The following is a 22,396-nucleotide window of genomic DNA, read 5'->3' on the forward strand; positions in this document are numbered from 1 at the left end:
TTAACGGTTTTCTACAAGGAAATCAATGGCTTTGCGAACTTTCAAGTCCTCTTTCATTCCATCTGTAGATCCGATCGCTTGCTTAATATTTTCAACAGGCATTTGATAAGCCTCAGCTAATTTAGAAACTTCCTCTTCAACTTCTTCATCTGTCACTTGAAGATTTTCAGCTTTTGCAATGGCTTCAAGAGTCAAATTCGATTTAACGCGTTTTTCAGCGTCTTCTTTCATCTGCTCTTTCAGCGCATCTTCATCTTGGCCTGAGAATTGGAAGTATAGCTCTAAATTCATACCTTGCATTTGTAGACGCTGTTCGAACTCTTTCATCATGCGGTCAAGCTCTGTTTGAATCATCACCTGAGGAATACTGACTTCAGCATTTTCAGCAGCTTTCATGATTAGTTCTTCGCGAAATTTTGCATCCGCTTCATTCTCTTTTGTTTCTTCAAGACGTTTTTTCGTTTTTTCAGTTAGTTCAGAAAGTGTTTCAACTTCTTCATCAACATCTTTTGCAAACTCGTCATCAAGATCAGGAAGCTCTTTTGTTTTAATTTCGTGAATTTTCACTTTGAAAACAGCAGGTTTACCTGCTAAGTCTTCCGCATGGTATTCCTCTGGGAATGTCACTTCAACTTCTTTTTCAGCACCGGCTTCAAGTCCGGCAAGCTGCTCTTCAAAACCTGGAATGAAAGAACCTGAACCGATTTCAAGAGAATAGTTTTCTGCTTTACCGCCTTCAAACGGTTCGTTGTCAACAAAGCCTTCGAAGTCAAGGACAACAGTATCGCCTTCTTCTGTTTTACCGTCTTCTTTGACAACAAGTTCTGCTTGACGCTCTTGAAGAGACTTAAGTTCATTTTGAACATCTTCATCGGTTACGGCTGTATCGTCTTTTTCAATACCGAGTCCTTTGTATTCACCAAGTTTCACTTCTGGTTTAACTGTGACTTTTGCAGTAAAAATCAAGTTTTCGCCCTTTTCGATTTTTTCAACATCGATCTCCGGACGGTCAACAGGTTCGATACCCGCTTCTTCAATCGCTTTCGGATATTCGACTGGAAGTAAGATATCCAAAGCATCCTGATAAAGTGCTTCAACACCAAAACGCTGTTCAAACAGACCGCGCGGCACTTTTCCTTTACGGAATCCAGGGATGGATACTTTTTTCACTACTTTTTTAAATGCATCATCAAGCGCTTTATTAAAGGTTTCAGCAGTTACCTCAACCGTTAAAACGCCTTCGTTTCCTTCTTGTTTTTCCCATTTTACTGACATGTGTTTCCCTCCAAAATCTATTCAGGTTGTGTCGGTTTTCCATTTTAAAACAAGCTAACGGCTACGTCCAAAGAAAGCTCTTCAGTTTTTGCACTTCCTAAACAGCCATCATTATGTACAAGTCTATAATGAAACTATAGCTGCAAACGGAACCATCCGTTTTTGCAAATACAACCACTATATTATAACATAATGCTTTCTGCTTTCAACATTTACAAATAAGAAAATTCTTCTATGTTCTTTATCGTTGCACACGCTTCTTCAAGAAGATGATCATCAAATGAATAAAGTATGCGGAGTTCATCTTTTTCAATATCAATACCGTGCATTTCATAACCGACTTTGTGCAAAGCAGCAGCCCAAAGCTGGTCATCTGAAAATTTGGGTTGAAAAGGGTATAACACATATAGGTGTCTGCGCCATAACCCTTCAACAGCTTGATAAAGCGAAGGGTTTTCATTCCCTAGCGTGTCATCCAGCACATTGAGAACATTCTTTAATACCGGCACCATGTCCGGTTGAACCGCTTTATTCGGGTGGATCGTCATCATTTCGCCAAATTTTGTGACCGATACCGGTTTTCCATAGTCTGATTCCGCAAGTAATTGCAAAATCATCGTTTTTACAACGGGATGACCATTTTGGTTTTGTAAAATCGTTTTTAATAAACCGATGAATTTTGTTATGTTACGATCCTTTAACGTGTGAACTAGCTTAACCTGTTCCTCCGTATTGTTTAACAAACTCTCCTGAAATTGTCCCTCCAATGGTTCTTCTGTCATATCCTCGATATCAGGAGCCTCTGTCATCTTGCGGCTGAATTCAAGCAGTTTATAAAATTGTTCTGCACTTTCAGGAGGTAGTTTGTTTTCTTGGAGCACAGCTTCGAGCGTTTCTTTTACTTTTCCATATTGTCTCAACTGAATTAAAATCGTCATATACACTTGCAAAACTGTAAAATAGTGGCCATGACCTTCCTTTAACATTTTTTCACAAATTCCTCTAGCTTGTTCTAACTCACCGATTTCCAGGAAGCAGATAGCCATTCCTAAATATAGATCTGATTCATCATTGTCATAGTTTTTGGCCTCAGAAAACAGCTGTAGCGCCTCATGATATTTTTTTTCCTTAAGGGCAAACATTCCTTTATGGACTAACCGCTCCTTTACATTAGGAAACGGGATGATCTTTGAGTTTTTCTTGTCATGCTTCATTCCTTAGTTCCTTTCAGGCACTTTATTTTTATCAAGTGTAACAACCTGAGCCGCCAAAAACAAGGAAACTAAGGTTGGCTCTTTTTTAAGTCCTTTGCGCTCTCTCTAGAAAAAAAGCTTCCGAAAAATATCGGAAAGCTTTTGTTTAAACTTGAAGCCAGGTGCTTCGCTGATTTTCAAACTGTTCAATTTCATCTTCGAGCAGTAATGTTAATGAAATTTCATCATAGCCATTCATCAGCATTTCTCGCCAATGCTGGTCAACTTCAAATGGAGTCTGTTTTCCGTTATCATCTGTCAGCATTTGTTCTTGGAGATCAACTGTCAGTAAACAAGACTGATGCTCATATTGCTCTAAAAACCCTTTCCATATTTCATATGGCAAACGAATGGGCAGCATCCCATTTTTAAAGCAATTTTGATGAAAAATATCAGCAAAAGACGGGGCAATGATTATTTTAAAACCGTAATCGCCCAATGCCCATGGTGCATGCTCTCTTGAAGAACCACAACCAAAGTTTTCACCTGCAATTAAAATGGAGGCTTCTTCATATTCAGGTTGATTAAGTTCAAACTTAGGATTGGGTTTACCATCTTCTAAATACCTCCAATCAAAGAAAGCAAAACGCCCATATCCTGTCCTTTCAATCCGTTTTAAAAATTGTTTAGGAATGATTTGATCTGTGTCTACATTAATTCTATTTAATACAGCCACTTTTCCAGTATGTTTTATTAAAGGCTCCATGTATACACTTCCTTATACAACTGTTTTCTCGCAACCATATTTTCTAACATCAACAAAGTGTCCGTGAATGGCTGCCAGTGCAGCCATTGCCGGACTGACAAGATGGGTTCTGGCGCCTTTTCCTTGTCTGCCTTCAAAATTCCGGTTGGAAGTAGAAGCACAGCGCTCACCTTCAGGGACAACATCGTTATTCATACTCAAGCACATGCTGCATCCCGATTCTCTCCATTCAAAACCGGCCGCTTGGAAAATCTCATGAAGTCCTTCTTTTTCAGCCTGAAGTTTGATGCTTTGCGAGCCGGGGACAATCATTGCCCTGACACCGTCAGCTACCTGTTGACCTTTTATCATTTCTGCCGCCTGCCTGAGATCTGTCATCCGTGAATTTGTACATGACCCGATAAAAACATGTTGAATTTTGATATCTTCCATTTTTTCGTATGGTTTAAGACCCATATATTTATAGGCATGCAATGCTTCTTTTTTGTCATCCTCACTGTCAAATGCTTCAGGACCTGGAATCACTTCACTTATTGGTAATACCATTCCCGGATTAATACCCCATGTGACCATTGGGGCAATCTCATCTCCATCTAAAACAATGATCCGATCATAAATAGCTCCGGGGTCAGTACGCAAACCTTTCCATTCTGCGACAGCTTTATCAAATTCCCTGCCTTTCGGAGCATATTTTTTTGATTTCACATACTCAAAGGTGATATCATCAGGTGCAATGAGTCCGGCCCTTGCCCCAGCTTCAATTGACATATTGCAAACTGTCATCCGTTCATCCATTGACATGTTTCGAAACACTTCACCGGTATATTCAATAATATATCCTGCACCAAATTTAACCCCATATTTCCCAATAATAGCAAGAATCACATCTTTTGCTGTTACACCTTTTTGCAGTTTACCATCAACACGAATTTCAAGTGTTTTCGGTTTTTGCTGCCAAAGCGTCTGGGTTGAGAGAACGTGTTCGACCTCACTTGTTCCAATTCCGAAAGAGAGCGCACCGAATGCTCCGTGTGTTGATGTATGACTATCACCACAGACAATCGTTTTTCCCGGAAGTGTTAAACCAAGTTCAGGTCCAATGACATGAACGATTCCCTGATCAACACTTGCCAAATCCGCCAGCCGGATACCAAACTCTGCACAGTTTCGTTCAAGTGCACCAATCTGACGTTTGGCGATTTCATCTTTGATCTCATAACGATTTACAGTTGGAATATTATGATCCATCGTCGCAAACGTACAATCAGGTCTCCTGACTTTTCTCCCTTTTTGCCTTAATCCTTCAAATGCTTGAGGTGAAGTGACCTCATGTATCAAATGCAGATCAATATATAAAAGATCTGGTTTTCCTTCTCCTTTTTTGACAACATGCTGATCCCAAATTTTTTCGATGATCGTTCGCGGCTTCATCGGCTTTCCTCCTTTAAACATATGCGGACATGATATTAGAAATCGCATGATCATCTGCCAATGCGGCTTTTACTGCTTCTGTCATCGACTTCGTACTACAATCAGTCGCACCTTTTGCTAAATCCTTCGTCCGTTTGCCTGATTGCAACACTTGATCAACTGCCTGCTCCACGGCTTGCGCCTCTGCTTCAAGTCCGAATGATGTGCGGAGCATCATAGCTGCCGATAAAATCGCAGCCAGTGGGTTTGCGATATTTTGTCCTGCAATATCAGGTGCTGATCCATGTATTGGTTCATATAAATGAAGCCCTGAACTTGATAAGCTTGCTGAAGGAAGCATTCCAAGCGAACCTGTTAGCATAGATGCTTCATCACTCAAAATATCACCGAACATATTTTCAGTGACGATAATATCAAATTGAGCTGGCGCCTGAATGAGCTGCATTGCCGCATTGTCAACAAGCATATGATGAAGTTCGACATTTGGAAACTCATCTGCAATTTCTTCGGCAGTTTTTCGCCAAAGTTTGCTAGATTCAAGGACATTCGCTTTATCAACCGATGTTACTTTTCCTTTACGAGCTTGCGCCATACGAAAGGCTTCCCTGATGACTCTTTCCATCTCCGTTTTTTTATAAAACAGTGTATCAACAACTTCCTGACTGCCATTTTGATTGACATATTGCTTACTCGGCTTTCCGAAATATAAGCCACCTGTTAGTTCTCGAACAATCACAAAGTCAACACCTTCGATATACTCCTTTTTTAATGGTGAGGCACTAGCAAGGCTTTCAAACACTTTAACTGGTCTCAAGTTCGCAAAAAGATCGAGCTGTTTGCGAATGCTTAACAATCCTTTTTCAGGTCTTAATTCAGAAGGATGTTGATCCCATTTAGGCCCACCTACCGCTCCGAGTAAAATGGCGTCCGCAGCTTTACAGGTGTTAACTGTTTCTTTAGGAAGCGGCACACCAGCCTCATCAAGTGCTGCTCCACCAATTAGCCCATATTCAAACTCAAATTGATGCTGATAATGTTCAGCAACACTTTTCAGGACATCTACAGCAGCCTCCAATACTTCAGGACCAATTCCATCACCGGGCAAAAGCACAATTTGTTTTTTCAATTGAAACAAACTCCTTTCTTCTTCATCATGATCCTACAGCTGCTTGTTTTGATAATCTTTCGGCATTCGACTGGAATATGAGAAACCGGTTGACTGCATTTATATACGCTTTTGCGGATGCTTCAAGGACATCTTGGGCAACTCCACGGCCCCCTGATTCTCTTCCATTCATCATCACTCTGACATAGACTTGAGCAAAAGCGTCCTGCCCCTTTCGATTAGATTGAATTCTATAATCGAGCAGCTGAACTTCTTTTTCTATACAGCGCTTCAGTGTATTGTAAATCGCTTCGACACTTCCGGCTCCTGTCGCCGCTTCCTGAATGATTCGTTCTGTTTTCTGTTCTCTCAGTGAAACCGTTGCTGTCGGTACTTGTGCAGTACCATAATGAACTTGCAGCGAAAGAAAATCATAGCCAATTTTGCGGTCTAGTGCTTTCTCTTCCAGAATAAGAGATATGAGATCTTCGTCTGAAAATTCTTTTTTCTTTCCGGTTAAATCTTTGAATATTCCGAAAAGTCTATTTGTTTCTGCCTCAGCAAATTGAAAACCTAAGTTTTGCAGTTTATCTTTAAAAGCATGGCGTCCAGAGTGCTTTCCAAGGACAAGGGCGTCCGTCTTAACGCCGACTAGTTCAGGAGAGATGATTTCATAAGTTGTTTTTTCTTTGAGAAAGCCATCTTGATGAATACCGGATTCATGAGCAAATGCATTGACACCGACAACCGCTTTATTTCTTGGGACAGCCATTCCCGTCAACTCGCTTACTAAATCACTTGTCCGTTTGATTTGATCCAATTGTATCGTTGATTCCACTTGATAGAAGTCTTTACGTATATAAAGAGCCACAGCAATTTCTTCAAGAGATGCATTTCCTGCTCTTTCACCAATTCCGTTTATCACTGATTCAACTTGATCTGCTCCATTTTCAATTGCAGCTAAGGAATTTGCAACAGCCATCCCTAAATCATTGTGACAATGGGCAGAAAGCTTGACGCTATCTAAGTTGGGGACATGTTCTTTCATATAACGGAAGATATGTCCATACTCGGCAGGTGTTAAATAGCCGACAGTGTCAGGCAAGTTGATGACATCAGCTCCGGCATCAATGACATCACTAACGATTTTGGCTAAAAAAGGAAGATCTGTTCGACAAGCATCTTCAGCTGACCATTGCACAACCGGGAACTTCTGTTTTGCATATTTCACCATGGCCACTGCCTGCTCTAAAACTTGTTCCCGCGTTTTTTTCAGCTTATATTTTAAATGAATGTCAGATGTAGCAATAAAGATGTGAATTCTTGGCTCAGCTCCACCCTTAAGTGCTTCCCAAGCTGAATCAATATCCCCTTTGACAGAACGGGCAAGCCCTGTTACTGAACAGTTTTTGATGGTTTGTGCAATTTCTTTCACTGCATTGAAATCTTCAGGGGATGAAGCGGGGAACCCCGCTTCCATTATATTAACCCCCAATTTTTCAAGCTGCTTGGCAATTGTCATCTTCTCCTGCGTGTTCAAATTGACGCCTGGTGACTGCTCACCATCTCGAAGTGTCGTGTCAAAAAAATTAATTTTGCGCAACCGGAATCACCGTTTCCTTTCTCTTGCCCTGTTTAACAAAAGGCATCATTTCCCGAAGCTTTCTGCCGACCACTTCAAGTTCATGCTCGTTTTCACTAGCCTGAATCGCATTAAAACGAGGACGGTTCACTTGGTTTTCAACGATCCATTCTTTCGCAAATGTTCCGTTTTGAATATCTTTTAATACCTCTTTCATCCTCGCTTTGACGTTTTCATCAACAACCCGCGGTCCAGAAATAAAATCTCCCCATTGGGCCGTGTCAGAAATGGAGTATCTCATGCCTGCCAAACCTTCTTCATACATCAAATCAACAATCAATTTCAATTCGTGCAAACACTCGAAGTATGCTAATTCAGGTTGATAACCGGCTTCTGTTAACGTTTCAAAACCTGCTTTGACAAGGGATGTCAGTCCCCCACATAAAACAGCCTGTTCTCCGAATAAATCTGTTTCAGTTTCCTCCTTAAATGTTGTTTCAAGCACACCAGCTCTAGCGGCACCAATCGCTTTTGCATAGGCGAGCGCTTTATCTTTAGCAACACCTGTTACATCCTGATAAATGGCAAACAGTGCGGGAACACCTGCACCTTGTTCAAATGTTCTTCTGACAAGATGTCCCGGTCCTTTCGGAGCAACAAGAAAAACATCAACATCTGCCGGCGGAACGATTTGATGAAAATGAACATTAAATCCATGGGCAAACACAATTGAATTGCCAGCTTTAAGTTCCCCTTTAATTTCGGTTTCATATACTTTTTGCTGTTGTTCATCAGGCAGTAGGACCATGACGATGTCCGCTTGTGCCGAAGCTTCCTTAACCGTAAACACTTGATGACCATCTTCTTCAGCTTTAGTGAATGACTTCCCTTTCCTAACACCAACAATCACATCGACTCCGCTTTCCTTTAGATTCAATGCGTGAGCATGGCCTTGTGAACCATATCCAATAACCGCCACTTTTTGACCTGCCAATACGTTTTCTTGAATGTCACCGTTATAATAGACTTTTACCATTTCAATCTCTCCCTTTTTTTGTTTTATACAATAGATAATGCTTTAATAGAGGCCGGTTTTTGCTGAGTTCCCCTTGCAAAAGCCGTTGTACCTGTTCTGGCTACCTCTTTAATCCCGTATGGTTTCAATAATTCTATTAGTGCCTCAATCTTGCTGGATTCACCCGTCACTTGAATGACAACACTATCTTTGGCAACATCGACAACAGATGCCCGAAATGGCTCGATCACACCGTTTATTTCAGTTCTGCTTGACGGAGGAGACACAACTCTGATCAAAGCCAGCTCTCTTTGCACAATTGATTGATTTGTAATATCTGTCACTTTGAGGACATCAATCTGTTTGTTTAATTGTTTTGTTAGCTGTTCAGTTTCTTTTTCATTTGCCACATGAACGACAAATGTAATTCTCGAGATTCCAACTGTTTCGGTGTGTCCCACTGTAATACTTTCAATGTTGTAATGCCTTTTTGTAAATAATCCTGTTATTCTGTTTAATACACCGCTTTGATTCAGCACTGTCAATGTAATGATTCTCTTCACGGTTTCACCCCCACCATTTCGTGTAATCCTTTTCCGGGCGCAACCATTGGAAATACTTTTTCAGCTTGTGTGACATGAACATCGATGACCATCGGTTCATTTGCTGTCAAAGCAGTTTTCAACTTTTCTTCCGCTTCTTCTTCAGATGTAATTCGAACGCCTTTGATGCCGTAAGCTTCTGACAGCTTGATAAAATCCGGCTGAGACGTAAATTTAGAATGTGAATAACGTTCATCATAAAAGATTTCTTGCCATTGCCGGACCATCCCAAGACAATTGTTATTTAAAATGACCACTTTGATCGGAAGTTTCAAATCATAGATGACTGATAACTCCTGTAATGTCATTTGAAAGCCTCCGTCCCCAAGTACAGCAACAACTGTTGCATTTTGATCTGCCAGCTGTGCTCCGATCGCCGCCGGAAGACCAAATCCCATTGTGCCAAGCCCTCCTGATGTCACCCATCTGTTTGCTTTTTTAAATGGATAGAATTGTGCCGTCCACATCTGATGCTGGCCGACATCCGTTACTAAAATCGCTTCACCTTTTGTATAACGGTGAATGTACTCGATTAGTCTCTGTGGTTTAAAACTAGCCTCTCCACTTTCTTCATACCAAAGCGGATATTCGTTTTTCCAACTGGCAAGCTGGGCTTTCCATTCATCAGAATCACTAGGCTTTCCATTTTGTTTCAGCAGCTCTGTTAAAACAAGTTTGCTATCGCCAACAACCGGAATATGGGTATGAACATTTTTGCCGATCTCAGCCGGATCAATATCGATATGGGCGACTTTCGCATATTTTGCGAAATGCTGCAAATTCCCAGTCACCCGATCATCAAAACGAGCGCCAATACTAATCAATAAATCACTTTCGTACAAAGCCATGTTAGCAGCATAAGTTCCATGCATTCCTGCCATTCCGAGAAAAAGCGGATGGTCTGCCGGAAAACCGCCAAGCCCTAAAAGTGTATGAGTTACTGGAATTTGCTGCTGTTCAACATAATTTTTTAATTCTTCTGACGCTTTCCCATGCAAGACACCTGCTCCAGCCAAAATAACCGGTTTTTTGGCTCCGCTTACCGCCTCAACTAGTTTTCTGATTTGCAAATAATTCGGTTCTTTCGTCGGTTGATAGCCTGGCAGATCAATATCTTGTTCATAGCTAAACTCACCTTCTAAGACTGCAATATCTTTAGGAATATCGATTAAAACAGGACCCGGCCTTCCCGTCGTCGCAATGTGAAAGGCTTCTTTAATGATGCGCGGAAGGTCTTCAGTATTTCGAACCTGGTAACTATGTTTTGTAATCGGCATTGTGATCCCAAGAACATCTGCTTCTTGAAAAGCATCAGATCCGATAACAGAAGTTGCTACTTGACCAGTGAAAACGACTAATGGCAATGAATCAATCATTGCATCAGCAAGACCTGTCACAAGATTAGTCGCACCAGGACCTGAAGTTGCAATGACAACCCCCGGTTTCCCAGAAATTCTCGCATATCCTTCTGCTGCATGAATCGCCCCTTGTTCATGACGTGTCAGCACATGAAATAACTCAGATTCGTACAGTTTGTCATAAATCGTCAACACTGCCCCGCCCGGATACCCATAGATGACTTCAACCTTTTCTTTTTTTAAAGCTTCAATCAGCATTGACGCCCCTGCCATTGTTTGTGTACATTGGGCATTTTCTGCATCCAACTGTACATTCGTTCCCATTTACCTTCCTCCTCATCACTGCAAGTTATTAGTAATATGCGATGTCCAAGCATGCTTTTATAGCTAAAAAAACCTTCTCACCCACAATTGACACTGCTTTTCATCATCACAGGTCAAAAGGGGCGAAAAGGCTTTTCTTTCCGCGGTACCACCCTTGTTCACGGCTTTTCAGCCGTCTCTTGGATAAAAATTATCCGAGTGATAACGAGTAAACTTATTCACGCTCACCCGGCCAACCCTACTAAACATGAAAATCGTTCAGGCTGACACTCAGAGGGGAGTTCACTGCGAAGTCCATCACCGGTTTCCAGCATTCCCGGCTCTCTGCGGATGGAATATTTCGCTGCTACTTATCCTCTTCTACGTTTGTCTTTATTTAACTGACATTTAAACTTTGATCTTTAAAGTTTACTTTTTCTCCGTCACGTACAACACGCTCACGAAACTTTTCAAGCATCTTATTTGTATGCAGACCCGGCTTACCATCTCCAATTTTCCTTCCGTCTACTTTAACAACTGCAATCACTTCAGCAGCTGTTCCGGTTAAAAACACTTCTTCAGCTGTATAAACATCATGACGGGTAAACGGCTCTTCACTCACTTCGTAGCCAACCTCTTTCGCCATCTCAATGATGGCATTGCGGGTAATGCCTTCAAGTGCTCCGATATATCCAGGTGGTGTTAACAGTTTCCCGTTTTTATAAATAAATACATTATCAGCTGAACCCTCAGCCACATAGCCTTGGTCATTTAACATCAGCGCTTCGCTGACCCCCGCTATCTGTGCTTCAATCCGGACAAGAATATTATTTAAGTAGTTTAAGGATTTGACTTTTGGGCTTAAAACATCCGGCCGATTCCGTCTTGTTGGAACTGTTACAATTTCAATTCCTGTTTCATACAAATGTTTTGGGAATATTGCTAATGGTTCGACAATTATGATGACACTTGGTTTTTGACAGTTTCTTGGATCAAGTCCAAGATCTCCTACTCCTCGAGAAACAACCAAACGAATATAAGCATTATTTAGCCCATTTTTCTCGACTGTTCTAAGAACATGTTCTGTCAGCTCTTCCTTTTGGTATGGAATATCAAGCATAATTGACCTTGCCGAATCATAAAGTCGATCCATATGTTCTTTCATTTTAAAAATATTACCGCTGTAGACTCTGATCCCTTCAAACACCCCGTCTCCATACAAAAACCCATGATCATAGACTGATATTTTGGCATCTTCTTTTTTAACCAGTACATCATTTAAAAAAATCCACCGGTCTTTCTGGTCCCCCATGCCATTTAGCACACCTTTCCGTTTTAAATAGTCACTAAAATCATGATGCAGGAACCCGTTTATCCCACGATCATTTACCGGGAAAAATGATTTGTTCTTTTGTTTGAACTCATATTACGCCCCTTTACAAGCAGTGTCAACCAGATTTTTTAAAATTATTTGATAATTTAGATTTATTAATAAATTTGAATCCGCTTTCATTATTGGTAATAAAGGAAATTCAACGAAAAAAAATATTTCTCCATATTTATTAAGAATACAGGAATTGAATTGACATTTATACAATTTTGTCAGTTTTTATGACAAACAAACAATTTAAAGTTATTTTCCATATCATGTTACATAACAAAAGTTTTGAGGTAGGTGAATATCATGAATCAGGACATCAATCAACACTTGTCTGAATCTCGTCAATACTCAGATGACTCAGCTCCATATGTTTACAATCCCAGTCTTCACCCAGGCAGCATGTTGTATTTTCCATACGGTGCTGTTTTTCAAACTCCCATTATTGGGGTATTTCTTCCCGGTAGTGTGCCCTATTACGCAACACCTAGTTTTGTCGGAACTTTTGGTGTACATCGGTTCTTGTAAAAAAAAGAGCCGTGTACGGCCCTTTTTTCTCTCATCATTATTGTAGAGGCTGCTGAAATTGTTGGTTTTGCTGGTTTTGCTGGTTTTGTTGGTTTTGTTGTTGACCCGTTTGACCTTGCTGACCAAATGATTGTTGAGCTTGGTGAAGAGCATGGCTCATTTGGTTCATTGCCATATTTGTTTGAATCCCTTGAACCGCTTGATTTAATTGTTGAATAGCTTGTTGAATGCACTGGAGAACTTGTTGATCTGTTTGCTGCATTTGTTGTTGAGATTGTGAACTAAATTGTTGGATTTGCTGCTTTAATTGATTAAACCCTTGACCATTTTGTTGAGATTGTCTATTTTGCCCTGACTGTTGTGAACCTAATTGTGAAACGATATTTTCAAGCTGAGCAAGTTGTTGTTGAATATTTCCAAATTCTTGAGCTAGCTCTGTATCTGTTATCACTTTACCAAGCATTTGTGTATGCTTTTGTTTTTGCTTCTGTTGATTTTGTTGTTGCGTATTTTTTGTCATAAAAAATCCTCCTTAAAATTGTTCACACCCTTTATCATTTTCATTAATGTTAAAAAGATAATAGGCAATTTAAGGAATACACTTTAGAATGGTAATCATGTCCATGTTAAAAAAAAGCGAAAAAGCATAATCTTTATTGTGAGAGCAGATTTGATTTTTGATTAGGATTTCATGTCGGCAATGACTAGACTCAAAAATCATCTTTTTTTTAAATGGAAAATGAATAATATGATGGTTGATGCGATAAACTTATTATCTCAGCCATTTGTGAATAATGACCATAACATATATATGAATAAACATTCTGAACCAGCTAGGAATAAGAAGCCGAGCTTTTAGGACCTTATCTGAAAGTTTCCCCCATTTTCTCCATCGCACTATATGAATGAAGCTGTTCTCAAAAGAAAGTTGACTCATTTTCTATAATATCGTTGTTTATACAGGAGCCTATGCACGCCACACAAACTCAAGTCGCTTGTCCAGACTTTCCGCTCTGCAACAGACTAAATAGCGGTATTCCAGCTCAGTTTCACGAATGGACCCAGATGGGTCACAGAATCGCTGTCACCCTGAGTGTGATCACTACCCTTCATGCCGTGAGACATTACCAAGAAGAGAATGTAGTGGGGCTGGATCATTTCCCTAATCTTGATTGTTCTTCAAGTAGTTTCAGGAATTCTCGTTATTTTGACTAGATTAGATCTGGGATTTGCACTAGCCTATGCTTATTTATGTCTTGTCTATTTGGGATTCTCAGTTATTTCTTAATTATTGATGGTCCATTATCGACAATAGATTCTGACTTAGACATTGCAATAGGAGCTGTCTAAAAAGTCCTTTTTTACATAATCCGGGGGGATTTGCGAGACTCCTGCGGGAACAGCGAGCCAGGCTGGCGGATCACCCGCGAAAAGCGAGCAAATTCCCTAATTTTTATTCATCCACACTACTTTCAGGACACCTTAGATTTCACGCGGCACTACGGGATTAACCGGTAGTATAAGTCCATTTGTGATGCGAGAAATAGATCTCTGCATCACTTACTTTCCTGTGTACCGTATGCCCGGTCAATTTATCAAAAATAAGAATAAAATTGCATGAGTGAACAAGACGAGACCTGTTTTTACCCATTTCTTTGTAAATTTGAACTACCCCCACTTATCGACCTTGCGGTTTGATTGAAGTGGGAGATTCTTGGGAACAGAGCGTACTTGTTGACGTATTTCTTTGCCAACAGAGGTTTCTCTTATTGACCAAGCTATCCCCGTAGATTCCTATGGTTCTATATTTAAGCCAAAACTTCTTGACCAAAACATTTCTTTCCACAGCTTTTTTCTAACCTGCGGAAAACCTTTTTTGATTAATTGTGAACTAGCACTTTTATAAGCATTAATGAACTTTGATAATTCAGTGTTAGGATGTGTTTTGAACAGGATGTGAACATGGTCTTTATCATAATTCCACTCAACTAGAGAGATATTGTATTTCTCACCTAGCTTTACAAACATATCCTTAGCATAGTCAGATACTTTGTCATCAAAGACTTCTCTACGATATTGATAGTACATTGAGAATACTGAATGATTATTACTGTCTAATTTCATTGTAACATCAGCCTTTATCTTATATAAGACTGGTAAACAAAATAGCCTTTAGGCTATCGCCGAACCGACATTCATCTCCTACCTATCGTTTGGCTTCGCCCTTCACACGACTGAGGTGGGAGTCTTCTGTCGGAAAACGATAAAATTCAAACCCTTTCAAATCCATTTTTACTCAATATTTATGAAATTTTGGATTAAAAATATTATCTCTATCCCTTCCCGCTCCAGTATAATAATATTTAAAAACGCGCACATCACTGCAAAATACATGCACTGTGGAATTTGCTGCAATTAGGAAGTGGGACATTTGATTACTTATCGCGGTCCGATCGAAAGACCGATCGTAAATCCTAGTGATGAATTTGTAAGAAATATTATCTTTAAGAAAACCGAAGATTATTGGAAGCAAGGAAGTGGGGATTCAAGCTTTGAAATAGAAGGGTGTGATGAATCGTTTATTCTGTTTTATGATGAACCATATGGTTTTTTTATCATGAGGCACCCTGACTATTTAGTTCCATTAAATAAAAGTATTGAAATAAAAACAGTGGAACATTTCGTTGGAGGAGAAGCAATGCATGTTCCGTCCTGTAGTTATCTAAATAGAGATTTAGCATACAAAGTAATAAAAGAGTTTATGGCAACTAAGACAATCCCTTCTTTCATAGAATGGACAGATTTATATGAGATAGATTTTGACCATGGGTTTTAAAAAAATGAGGAACGGAAAATCAAGTGAGAAGGTCACCCGACAACTTACAAAAAAAACGAACACAACTCTGGTAATGCTCTATTAAGAAAAATAGAAGAAAGATAAGATGATGAAAACTTTTTTGTACTTAAAAACATTTGAGCAATGTATACCCTATAGAGATAGAGGAAGATTCGTTAATATAGATCGTTTACTATAGGTGTTGGATACTACTCAGCCTTCACGCATGATTGTTTATATCTGTTTGCTCAGTTAGAGGTAAATATGAAAAATCATGAGGAAAGAAAAGATCTTTTCGGAATTTATAGGAAATTGTTGAAACAGTTGATTTAGAAATTGATAATGAATCGTAGTATAATTTTTCGCATACACATCTTGATTTTTATAGAGTTGGCAAACACGCACTCAAAAAAGAAGAGGGCATATAAAAGCTCATATCGCTTTATATCATGTAATTTTAAAACAATCATTAAATACTATCTCATAATCAAGATCATTAACCGGTTGCTCTCTTATACACCAACTCAGTTTTCCTTTGTTTTGAAAATACTTTGTCTACTAGATTTTTAAATCCTATAGCTTAAAAGATTGATTTCACCAATAAGTAATAGCATAAAATATTTCTTTTGGGTTTGGATCGTGTTCCAAGTATCCTCCATAACGAGAAACAAGAAAACCATAGCTAAAATCTTGACCAACAACCCATAGATCATTATTATTGATTAATCCCCATAATAAACCAAAGTTCTTTATGACCCATTTTCCGTCAACAAGGAAAAATGGACTGTTGTCATCTATCTCCAAAAGCAAATAAACTTGTTTCTCTTCAATATCTATTCCATCTATAAACTGAATGACCTCTTGTTCCCAACTAAATTCCTTTCTGAAATCACTATACCTAGTTACAAAGTCCCCTTTATGTAAATCAAAGTTCCATTTTTCGTGAACTTTATTTAAAATCTTTTCTCGTTCAGGTGATATAATAACCTCACTTTTGTTAATAACAGTTGCCAATTTTTTCGGCAGCAAATCCATCAATTTGATTTTAAGACTTTTTTGTTTGTTTATTTTTAGTTTTTGTTTTAAAAGTTTTTGTCGGTCAATCATTATCTTACCCCTAGCTGATTCTACTTTTTATCAGATATATTAATTATTCTATCAATGAGAAAGAAGGAATGTCTAGGAGAGGTTCGAAACATGATGAAATGAAGGTTCACTAAACACATTTCTTCAAAGAAACATAAAGTGTTTAAGTGTTTAAACACCCATGATGAGGGTGTTATCAAAACTTTAAGGACAATACATAATTGATACGTCTACTATATATTGCCCTTTTACTAATATATAATTCATGTAAACTCACTCAAGATAAGTTAACTTCCAATATAAACACTTTCACATGTTCCAGGTTTTGGTTCATAATAACAATGATTTTTAAATTGACCAGTTAAAGGTTGACCATACCATGTTGGAGGACAAGGACGATACGGATTAAAATACCAAAGAGCAAATTTCCCCGGGTGTTGTCTCCAATAATCTAAATTCTGTTTTGCTAATTTTTTTTCAACAGATCGCGCTCTTTGATAAAATACATTACCTTTTTGAACAGCTTCAAAAGAATAATTTCCTCCTTGCACTTGATAAATGACTTGTGGAACTGTTCTTAAGTCTTTAAAGTCTAAACAATTTGCTTTAAGACGATTAACAATAACATTGCCAACATATAACATCCCTAATTTTCCTTCACCTTCGGCCTCCGCTCTCATCATCCTTGCCATTAAGTCAACGTCCGAACTTCGATAGGCTGCTCTTGGCATTTTTCCACCCCCTACACATAGTATGAAAAAAAATGATGTTCATGTCATCGTTTATTTCAGTTTTAAGTACGGTTCTAAATACTCTTATAAAAGACCATAAAGTCCTTTAATTGTTTACTTTCTTTTAGAGGTTGGTGGCTTTACATCTTGGGGGTAGGAGCTTTTCCTAATTGCTTTCGGTGCCGTAAATTGAATAGAGCAAAAAACTAAACCCCAGTCAAAGATTGCATTTTTTCTTTTTCTAACCTTTTATCTAGTTTGCTATTACCTAGACCTTGTTAACTACGTGGTTCATTTTAAATATTCTCCGCCATGAGGATCTATAGGGTTTTGTAATGCCTATAATAATTTCATTACTCCATTTATTTCGGCTTTAATCCCATTAAACATGAATATATTATGTTTTATCATGTAATGAAAATTAGTTCGTGTTGTGTTGCACCATCATTCCCCTTATCCAATATATGATTAATTAACTCGATAGTTCATTATTTTTGACGCTCCTATATTTCAACAGGTATTCTGTCTGTAGAGGTGATAATATGAGCAGACAAAAAAAGATAGTAGCAATTTCAGGAAGCATTCGAACAGGTTCATCTAACACTAACATATTAAAGGCTTTAGCAACCTTTATTCCTGAAGATATTGAATATACGATTTATAACGGTATAAAAGAGCTTCCCCATTTCAATCCAGATGTCGATCAAATGAACCCGCCAGCTGTCGTTAAAGATTTTCGAAATTTGCTAAATGAGTCACATGCACTTATTATTTGTACACCAGAATATGCAAAAAGTGTACCAGCAGTCTTGAAAAATTCACTAGAATGGCTTGTTTCTTCAGCCGAACTTTATAAAAAACCCGTAGCTGTTATCACAGCTTCTCCATCAATAACGGGAGGAGACAAAGCACATGAGTCTTTACTGCTTACATTAGGTATGCTTGATGCTACAATTGTTAAATCTGGATCGCTATTAGTTCCAACTGTACGAACAAAATTCAATGACGATGCTACAGTAACTGATGAATCTACTAAACAAGCACTTATTGCTTTAATTAGTAGTATAGTTGATGAAATACATCATTGATTTGTGTGTTAATTGAAGGGCCTTAATAAAGGCTTTTTTTTGTTACTTTGAAAAAGTTTAATACTAAATTTGTGTCTAATATATGAAATTCAATTTTATGGAAAGGATACTTATTTGTTCCATAGAATTCTTTTAATATATCAAAATTTAAAGGAGGAAGTTAACGATGATTAAAAAACTTGGATTACTACTGGTATTAACAACAGGTATGTTACTGTCAGGAGCTGTTGGAGCATCGGCTGAAACAACTCATACCTCAAAAGCTGAATCGATTAGCCCCATCAAAGTTCACCCGCAAGGTATGGCCCATACTAGATATGAAAAAAGAGGAGACAATTACTACTTCAAAATCTTAGCTTTGCAATCTCCATTTAATCTAAACTATTATCTACGAGTTGCTTGGACAAATGACAACAAAGAACCAAACAGCTATAATACTATTACTTATGTGGCTGCGACTGCAACCGGAAACTCATATGATGTAGTATCCAATGGAGTAAGCACTTCAGTAGTAGAACATTATTTAACCTCTGGAAAAGATAAAGTTTACGGTTGGGCTAAAGCTAAAAACGGAAAATGGTATTCAGCAGGTGCCCTTCCTTTTAAATAATTTATAGTTGAGTTTCCGCTGATTATACTTTGTAAGGTGGGAAATGGGTATCGACCTCTCCATCCCACCTTACAAAGAAAAACTACCCGGAAATCCCACAATCAGAATATTGTAATTTAGGAGCGACGCTGCAAATAAGGGAGTCGCTTTTTTTGCGGTTGGAAATAATAAATTGTCCATTTTTTTGAAAAATAAAATGATTAGGCTGTGGTATAAACGCCTAAACATAAAAGGCAAACCCACATATCTAGATCATGTACCGAAAAAAACCCAAGAAAAATTTGATGTACTACGATGATTATGATGGTTACTCTGTTAATTATTCTCGTGTTTTTGAGGGTTTAGTCGGTCAATTCCATTCTCTTCCTGTTAATTTAACATTACCAAATGGTCGTGTGCTTCCTGCCTGTACACGAGTGTTTATACACAGGGTAGGATATACTCAAGCTGGTCAAGAATTAGTTACAATAGTATTTCCATTTGAAGTTGGCGGTAACTGCATAAGCGGTTCTGCTGTAGTTTCGGCTACTCAACTTGGAGTTGGCGGCGGAATCCAAACATTTAGATAAGTTGTTATTTTCATTATGTTTTTAAGTGTTAATGTTATTTTATTAGGGGTTGGCAAGTCTGGTAAATGCAAAAAATCAAGCGAGTGGGGATAAATCTAAGTAAGTCTTATTGCACTTATCTTCATTTAATGAAACAAATTCAATTTGTTTCCAAAACATATGTTTAAACCGCTATGTTGTGAACAATGGAAGAAGCCTCATGACCTTGTTCATCAATGGGTTTGAGGCTTATCTGCTATGACAACCCAAGGAGAGATTCGAACTCCATCGACTTTTAAAACACCGATCACATTAACCGGGTACCTCTGTTTTTTAGCTATTAATGTATTTAAGTTAGAAACATAACGGCAACTCTTCTAAAGCTCTCATCAGAAAAGTCCCCTTCCATTTCATCACTTCCTTCTCACCTTTAAATCTAATATTGGGGAAACGCTGCAATAATGTAGAAATAGCAATCTTTGCTTCCAAACGGGCAAGTTGTGCGCCAAGACAAAAGTGACTACCGTGACCAAAGGCGATATGACGATTGTTCTTTCTTTCAATATCAAAATGATCAGCATTCGAGAATATCTTTTCATCACGATTAGCAGATGCTAATGAAATGATCACCAAGTCTTTTCTTTTTATTTCTTGCCCATGTAATATAAACGATTCAGCTGCCCAACGCATAGTTGTTAATTCGACAGGACTATGAAATCGCAATGCTTCTTCTATGGCAGAATCAATTAAGTCTGGGTGTTGACGGAGCTTTTGTAATTGACCCGGGTGACAGAGAAGTGCAAAAGTCATATTGGTAATTAAGTTAACGGTTGTTTCATGCCCTGCAACGATAAGGAGCATAATTGTCGAGAATAACTCTTCTATGCTTAATTTTGTTCCTTCGCTTTCCGCTTGGATAAGTGAACTGATTAAATCTTCAGCAGGTTGATTCCTTTTTTTATGAACTAAAAATTTCAGATACTCTGCAAATTCATCTATTTTTTCATTGTTTACTTCTAAGCTTTCTGGAGTGTTGGAAAAATCAATAATAGCCTGTGACCAAACCCTGAACTTTTGTTGATCTTCAAGCGGAATACCAAGCATTTCACTGATCACAATAATCGGTAAAGGAAAAGCGAAATCATCTACAATGTTTATGGAATGTTTGTACTCTACTTTATCTAATAAAGTATTAGCGATTTGTTGGATTCTATCTTCAAGCTGTAAAATGACGCGAGGAGTAAATGCTTTCTGGACAAGGGACCGCAAACGGCTGTGATCAGGGGGATCTGAGTTCAACATATGTTTTGTTAAAGGTTCCTCATTTTCTAAAAAAACAGGACGTTTTTCATTTTCAGTTAACACATTTTCAACATTTTTCTTTAATCTTGCATCCTTTAATAGATATATTGCATCATCATATCTCGTGATAAGCCAACCGTCACCCAAATCTCCCAAAGATATCGGATAAACAGGATAAGCTGAACGTAACTCTTTGTAAAAATTATAGGCTTCGTTTTTAAATTCTGTTGAAGACAATTGCATTTCTGACAATACACTGTAGCTCTTCACACCTTTTAAAGTCATAAACCAACCTCCTTCTCAACCTCAACATGGATATTGTCAATTAAACCCCACATTAACATTATAAACCATAACAAAGTGATTTAGGAAGATATGAAAAACACTTTTTGAAAATCGGAAAACCCGAAAATTATTCACATTAATTATCAGTATATTTATAATAGAATTGTAAAATAATTTATGACCCATTTTCAAAAGGAGAACATTAAATGGTAAAAGAAAAATTACATTCATATTGCTTGAACCTACTTGGAACAACACATGATTATCAAGAAGATTGGCAAGCGGATCGTTATCTAGTCGGCGGAAAGATGTTTGCATTAATAGGTACAGATTCTAAAAAAAAGCCGATCATAACTTTAAAATGCGAACCGAACTATGCCAAAGAATTGAGAGAGAATGATGAAGGAATTATTCCTGGCTACTATATGAATAAAACACACTGGAACTCTATTTACTTTGACTCGAATTTATCTAATGAATTATTAGAGCATCTTATTTTACATTCATATAACTTAGTATTTGAAAAATTAACAAAAAAAGTCCAAAAACAAATAATGTCGAAGTAGTTATGAAGCTATAATAAAATATGAACCAACCCGCTTTAAATAATGAGAGTGCCTGCCCTGTAGATACTCCCACCTTAACTGTTGTCGGCTTTGCTGTTCAATGATTTAAATCGTCATTCACTAATTTGTTAAGATTCCGAAACTATCAACCTAATTGATCCGTAAAATAACTAATACCTAAGCTGGAGGTTTAAAATCATGTATGAATATAAATTTGTAAAAGTTGAACTTAGTAAATTGAACCGTAAACCCAAAGAAAATTACCAAGATATCATCACTAACCATGCGAAAGAGGGATGGCGATTGGTTCAAATATTCGCTCCAGCAACTTCTGGATATGGTGCTGCTTCACATTTTGAAATTATTTTTGAAAGACCTTTTTGAACTTCCCACTGTCAAGTAGCCAGTAGAAATAACGAAAAGCATTAAACGGTTTTATTCCTGTAATAGGTCTGAAACCGTTTCGTTTTTCTTGTAGACGATGTAGTATACATGCTTCTTAAAGACCTCGCAAGGTTACATCTCTGTGTCTCCGTTGTCAACTGGTGTGTGTTCTAAATTTTTCAATCCTTTCTTATATGTGGCTGAGGTGGTATGAAAGCTTTTCGTTTAGAGGGTGTGCATTTGCCGCTGTAGGTTCAAAGTTCTTTATTTTCTCTAATGACATGCCATTGGACTTAGATGTAGTATTCAACGAAGGTGGCTCTTATAAAATCGTACACCGGACACTGCAATCCCCATATATTTGAAAAAACCAATGGAAACTACAGTTCTCACTAATCAATCATATCGATCTCACCAGATCTCA

21 protein-coding genes, 1 pseudogene and 1 other annotated feature are annotated in these 22,396 nt (G+C 38.2%); of the genes and pseudogenes, 7 read left to right on the forward strand and 15 right to left on the reverse strand.

Features of this window, described 5'->3' with window-relative positions:
* The 10 genes from tig to ilvE all read right to left on the reverse strand — a co-directional run bounded on the left by tig (position 1) and on the right by ilvE (position 11,942).
* On the reverse strand, positions 1-1,275 hold the full coding sequence (gene tig, locus HOO54_RS15280; RefSeq protein ID WP_172296749.1) for a trigger factor: 1,275 nt from the start codon (positions 1,273-1,275) through the stop codon (positions 1-3).
* A 212-nt stretch (positions 1,276-1,487) separates the two neighbouring features.
* Entirely contained in the window at positions 1,488-2,489 is a 1,002-nt protein-coding gene (gene ddcA, locus HOO54_RS15285) for a DNA damage checkpoint antagonist DdcA (protein ID WP_172296751.1), read from the reverse strand.
* A gap of 145 nt (positions 2,490-2,634) precedes the next feature.
* On the reverse strand, positions 2,635-3,234 hold the full coding sequence (gene leuD / locus HOO54_RS15290; RefSeq protein WP_172296753.1) for a 3-isopropylmalate dehydratase small subunit: 600 nt from the start codon (positions 3,232-3,234) through the stop codon (positions 2,635-2,637).
* Between the two features lie 12 nt (positions 3,235-3,246).
* Positions 3,247-4,665, reverse strand: a complete 1,419-nt coding sequence (gene leuC / locus HOO54_RS15295) for a 3-isopropylmalate dehydratase large subunit (RefSeq protein ID WP_172296755.1) — start codon at positions 4,663-4,665, stop codon at positions 3,247-3,249.
* Between the two features lie 13 nt (positions 4,666-4,678).
* Positions 4,679-5,791 (reverse strand): 3-isopropylmalate dehydrogenase, encoded by a 1,113-nt coding sequence (leuB, locus tag HOO54_RS15300; RefSeq protein ID WP_172296757.1) that lies wholly within the window; start codon positions 5,789-5,791, stop codon positions 4,679-4,681.
* 25 nt (positions 5,792-5,816) lie between these two features.
* Positions 5,817-7,373, reverse strand: coding sequence for a 2-isopropylmalate synthase (locus HOO54_RS15305; protein ID WP_172296759.1), 1,557 nt, complete (start codon positions 7,371-7,373; stop codon positions 5,817-5,819).
* The gene (gene ilvC / locus HOO54_RS15310) at positions 7,360-8,388 is read right to left on the reverse strand and encodes a ketol-acid reductoisomerase (protein ID WP_172296761.1); all 1,029 of its coding nucleotides are present in this window, start codon (positions 8,386-8,388) and stop codon (positions 7,360-7,362) included. Before ilvC ends, HOO54_RS15305 begins: the two co-directional genes overlap by 14 nt.
* 23 nt (positions 8,389-8,411) lie before the next feature.
* On the reverse strand, positions 8,412-8,930 hold the full coding sequence (gene ilvN, locus HOO54_RS15315; protein WP_172296763.1) for an acetolactate synthase small subunit: 519 nt from the start codon (positions 8,928-8,930) through the stop codon (positions 8,412-8,414).
* Positions 8,927-10,651, reverse strand: coding sequence for an acetolactate synthase large subunit (gene ilvB / locus HOO54_RS15320; RefSeq protein ID WP_172296765.1), 1,725 nt, complete (start codon positions 10,649-10,651; stop codon positions 8,927-8,929). Before ilvB ends, ilvN begins: the two co-directional genes overlap by 4 nt.
* Positions 10,652-10,766: 115 nt before the next feature.
* Positions 10,767-11,023, reverse strand: a binding site (T-box leader).
* A 4-nt stretch (positions 11,024-11,027) separates the two neighbouring features.
* Positions 11,028-11,942 carry a branched-chain-amino-acid transaminase gene (ilvE, locus tag HOO54_RS15325; RefSeq protein WP_172296767.1) on the reverse strand — a complete coding sequence of 305 codons (915 nt, stop codon included), beginning with the start codon at positions 11,940-11,942 and terminating at the stop codon, positions 11,028-11,030.
* Between the two features lie 372 nt (positions 11,943-12,314).
* Here ilvE and HOO54_RS15330 point away from each other — a divergent pair, with 372 nt between their 5' ends.
* The gene (locus HOO54_RS15330) at positions 12,315-12,536 is read left to right on the forward strand and encodes a hypothetical protein (RefSeq protein ID WP_172296769.1); all 222 of its coding nucleotides are present in this window, start codon (positions 12,315-12,317) and stop codon (positions 12,534-12,536) included.
* A gap of 37 nt (positions 12,537-12,573) precedes the next feature.
* On the opposite strand, the gene HOO54_RS15335 is transcribed toward HOO54_RS15330, so the two are convergent.
* Together HOO54_RS15335 and tnpA are read right to left on the reverse strand one after the other, a co-directional pair.
* Positions 12,574-13,056: a hypothetical protein gene (locus HOO54_RS15335; protein ID WP_172296771.1), complete on the reverse strand. Its 483-nt coding sequence runs from the start codon at positions 13,054-13,056 to the stop codon at positions 12,574-12,576.
* Between the two features lie 1,289 nt (positions 13,057-14,345).
* Positions 14,346-14,660, reverse strand: a pseudogene (tnpA, locus tag HOO54_RS15340) (IS200/IS605 family transposase); the annotation flags it as partial.
* 298 nt (positions 14,661-14,958) lie between these two features.
* Here tnpA and HOO54_RS15345 point away from each other — a divergent pair.
* Positions 14,959-15,372 (forward strand): hypothetical protein, encoded by a 414-nt coding sequence (locus tag HOO54_RS15345; RefSeq protein ID WP_375335809.1) that lies wholly within the window; start codon positions 14,959-14,961, stop codon positions 15,370-15,372.
* Positions 15,373-15,966: 594 nt separating this feature from the next.
* Here HOO54_RS15345 and HOO54_RS15350 read toward each other — a convergent pair.
* The gene (locus HOO54_RS15350; RefSeq protein WP_172296777.1) at positions 15,967-16,479 is read right to left on the reverse strand and encodes a hypothetical protein; all 513 of its coding nucleotides are present in this window, start codon (positions 16,477-16,479) and stop codon (positions 15,967-15,969) included.
* Positions 16,480-16,745: 266 nt separating this feature from the next.
* Positions 16,746-17,189 carry a cell wall hydrolase gene (locus HOO54_RS15355; protein WP_172296779.1) on the reverse strand — a complete coding sequence of 148 codons (444 nt, stop codon included), beginning with the start codon at positions 17,187-17,189 and terminating at the stop codon, positions 16,746-16,748.
* Positions 17,190-17,731: 542 nt separating this feature from the next.
* Here HOO54_RS15355 and HOO54_RS15360 point away from each other — a divergent pair.
* The 3 genes from HOO54_RS15360 (at position 17,732) to HOO54_RS15370 (ending at position 19,456) form a co-directional block, all read left to right on the forward strand.
* On the forward strand, positions 17,732-18,277 hold the full coding sequence (locus HOO54_RS15360; protein WP_172296781.1) for an NADPH-dependent FMN reductase: 546 nt from the start codon (positions 17,732-17,734) through the stop codon (positions 18,275-18,277).
* A 166-nt stretch (positions 18,278-18,443) separates the two neighbouring features.
* On the forward strand, positions 18,444-18,887 hold the full coding sequence (locus HOO54_RS15365) for a hypothetical protein (RefSeq protein ID WP_172296783.1): 444 nt from the start codon (positions 18,444-18,446) through the stop codon (positions 18,885-18,887).
* A 284-nt stretch (positions 18,888-19,171) separates the two neighbouring features.
* Complete coding sequence (locus tag HOO54_RS15370; RefSeq protein WP_172296785.1) at positions 19,172-19,456, forward strand: hypothetical protein; 285 nt, start codon at positions 19,172-19,174, stop codon at positions 19,454-19,456.
* 333 nt (positions 19,457-19,789) lie between these two features.
* Here HOO54_RS15370 and HOO54_RS15375 read toward each other — a convergent pair whose 3' ends face one another.
* Positions 19,790-21,022, reverse strand: coding sequence for a cytochrome P450 family protein (locus HOO54_RS15375; protein WP_172296787.1), 1,233 nt, complete (start codon positions 21,020-21,022; stop codon positions 19,790-19,792).
* A gap of 206 nt (positions 21,023-21,228) precedes the next feature.
* On the opposite strand from HOO54_RS15375, the gene HOO54_RS15380 reads away from it, so the two are divergent.
* Together HOO54_RS15380 and HOO54_RS15385 are read left to right on the forward strand one after the other, a co-directional pair.
* A complete protein-coding gene (locus HOO54_RS15380) occupies positions 21,229-21,588 on the forward strand; it encodes an MmcQ/YjbR family DNA-binding protein (protein WP_172296789.1) in 360 nt (119 codons plus the stop codon).
* 198 nt (positions 21,589-21,786) lie between these two features.
* Complete coding sequence (locus tag HOO54_RS15385) at positions 21,787-21,972, forward strand: DUF4177 domain-containing protein (protein WP_172296791.1); 186 nt, start codon at positions 21,787-21,789, stop codon at positions 21,970-21,972.
* Positions 21,973-22,396: the final 424 nt, after the last annotated feature.

This window comes from Bacillus sp. WMMC1349, assembly GCF_013155385.1.
Lineage (GTDB): Bacteria > Bacillota > Bacilli > Bacillales > Bacillaceae > Bacillus.

What these genes read in the sequence shown, in the direction of transcription:
- HOO54_RS15370 (WP_172296785.1), top strand. Translation starts at nt 19,172, where the DNA reads ATGTACTACGATGATTATGATGGTTACTCTGTTAATTATTCTCGTGTT.
- HOO54_RS15350 (WP_172296777.1), bottom strand. Translation starts at nt 16,479, where the DNA reads ATGATTGACCGACAAAAACTTTTAAAACAAAAACTAAAAATAAACAAA.
- ilvC (WP_172296761.1), bottom strand. Translation starts at nt 8,388, where the DNA reads ATGGTAAAAGTCTATTATAACGGTGACATTCAAGAAAACGTATTGGCA.
- HOO54_RS15355 (WP_172296779.1), bottom strand. Translation starts at nt 17,189, where the DNA reads ATGCCAAGAGCAGCCTATCGAAGTTCGGACGTTGACTTAATGGCAAGG.
- HOO54_RS15365 (WP_172296783.1), top strand. Translation starts at nt 18,444, where the DNA reads ATGATTAAAAAACTTGGATTACTACTGGTATTAACAACAGGTATGTTA.
- ddcA (WP_172296751.1), bottom strand. Translation starts at nt 2,489, where the DNA reads ATGAAGCATGACAAGAAAAACTCAAAGATCATCCCGTTTCCTAATGTA.
- ilvB (WP_172296765.1), bottom strand. Translation starts at nt 10,651, where the DNA reads ATGGGAACGAATGTACAGTTGGATGCAGAAAATGCCCAATGTACACAA.
- HOO54_RS15385 (WP_172296791.1), top strand. Translation starts at nt 21,787, where the DNA reads ATGTATGAATATAAATTTGTAAAAGTTGAACTTAGTAAATTGAACCGT.
- leuC (WP_172296755.1), bottom strand. Translation starts at nt 4,665, where the DNA reads ATGAAGCCGCGAACGATCATCGAAAAAATTTGGGATCAGCATGTTGTC.
- ilvE (WP_172296767.1), bottom strand. Translation starts at nt 11,942, where the DNA reads ATGGGGGACCAGAAAGACCGGTGGATTTTTTTAAATGATGTACTGGTT.
- tig (WP_172296749.1), bottom strand. Translation starts at nt 1,275, where the DNA reads ATGTCAGTAAAATGGGAAAAACAAGAAGGAAACGAAGGCGTTTTAACG.
- HOO54_RS15335 (WP_172296771.1), bottom strand. Translation starts at nt 13,056, where the DNA reads ATGACAAAAAATACGCAACAACAAAATCAACAGAAGCAAAAACAAAAG.
- HOO54_RS15360 (WP_172296781.1), top strand. Translation starts at nt 17,732, where the DNA reads ATGAGCAGACAAAAAAAGATAGTAGCAATTTCAGGAAGCATTCGAACA.
- leuD (WP_172296753.1), bottom strand. Translation starts at nt 3,234, where the DNA reads ATGGAGCCTTTAATAAAACATACTGGAAAAGTGGCTGTATTAAATAGA.
- HOO54_RS15330 (WP_172296769.1), top strand. Translation starts at nt 12,315, where the DNA reads ATGAATCAGGACATCAATCAACACTTGTCTGAATCTCGTCAATACTCA.
- HOO54_RS15375 (WP_172296787.1), bottom strand. Translation starts at nt 21,022, where the DNA reads ATGACTTTAAAAGGTGTGAAGAGCTACAGTGTATTGTCAGAAATGCAA.
- HOO54_RS15380 (WP_172296789.1), top strand. Translation starts at nt 21,229, where the DNA reads ATGGTAAAAGAAAAATTACATTCATATTGCTTGAACCTACTTGGAACA.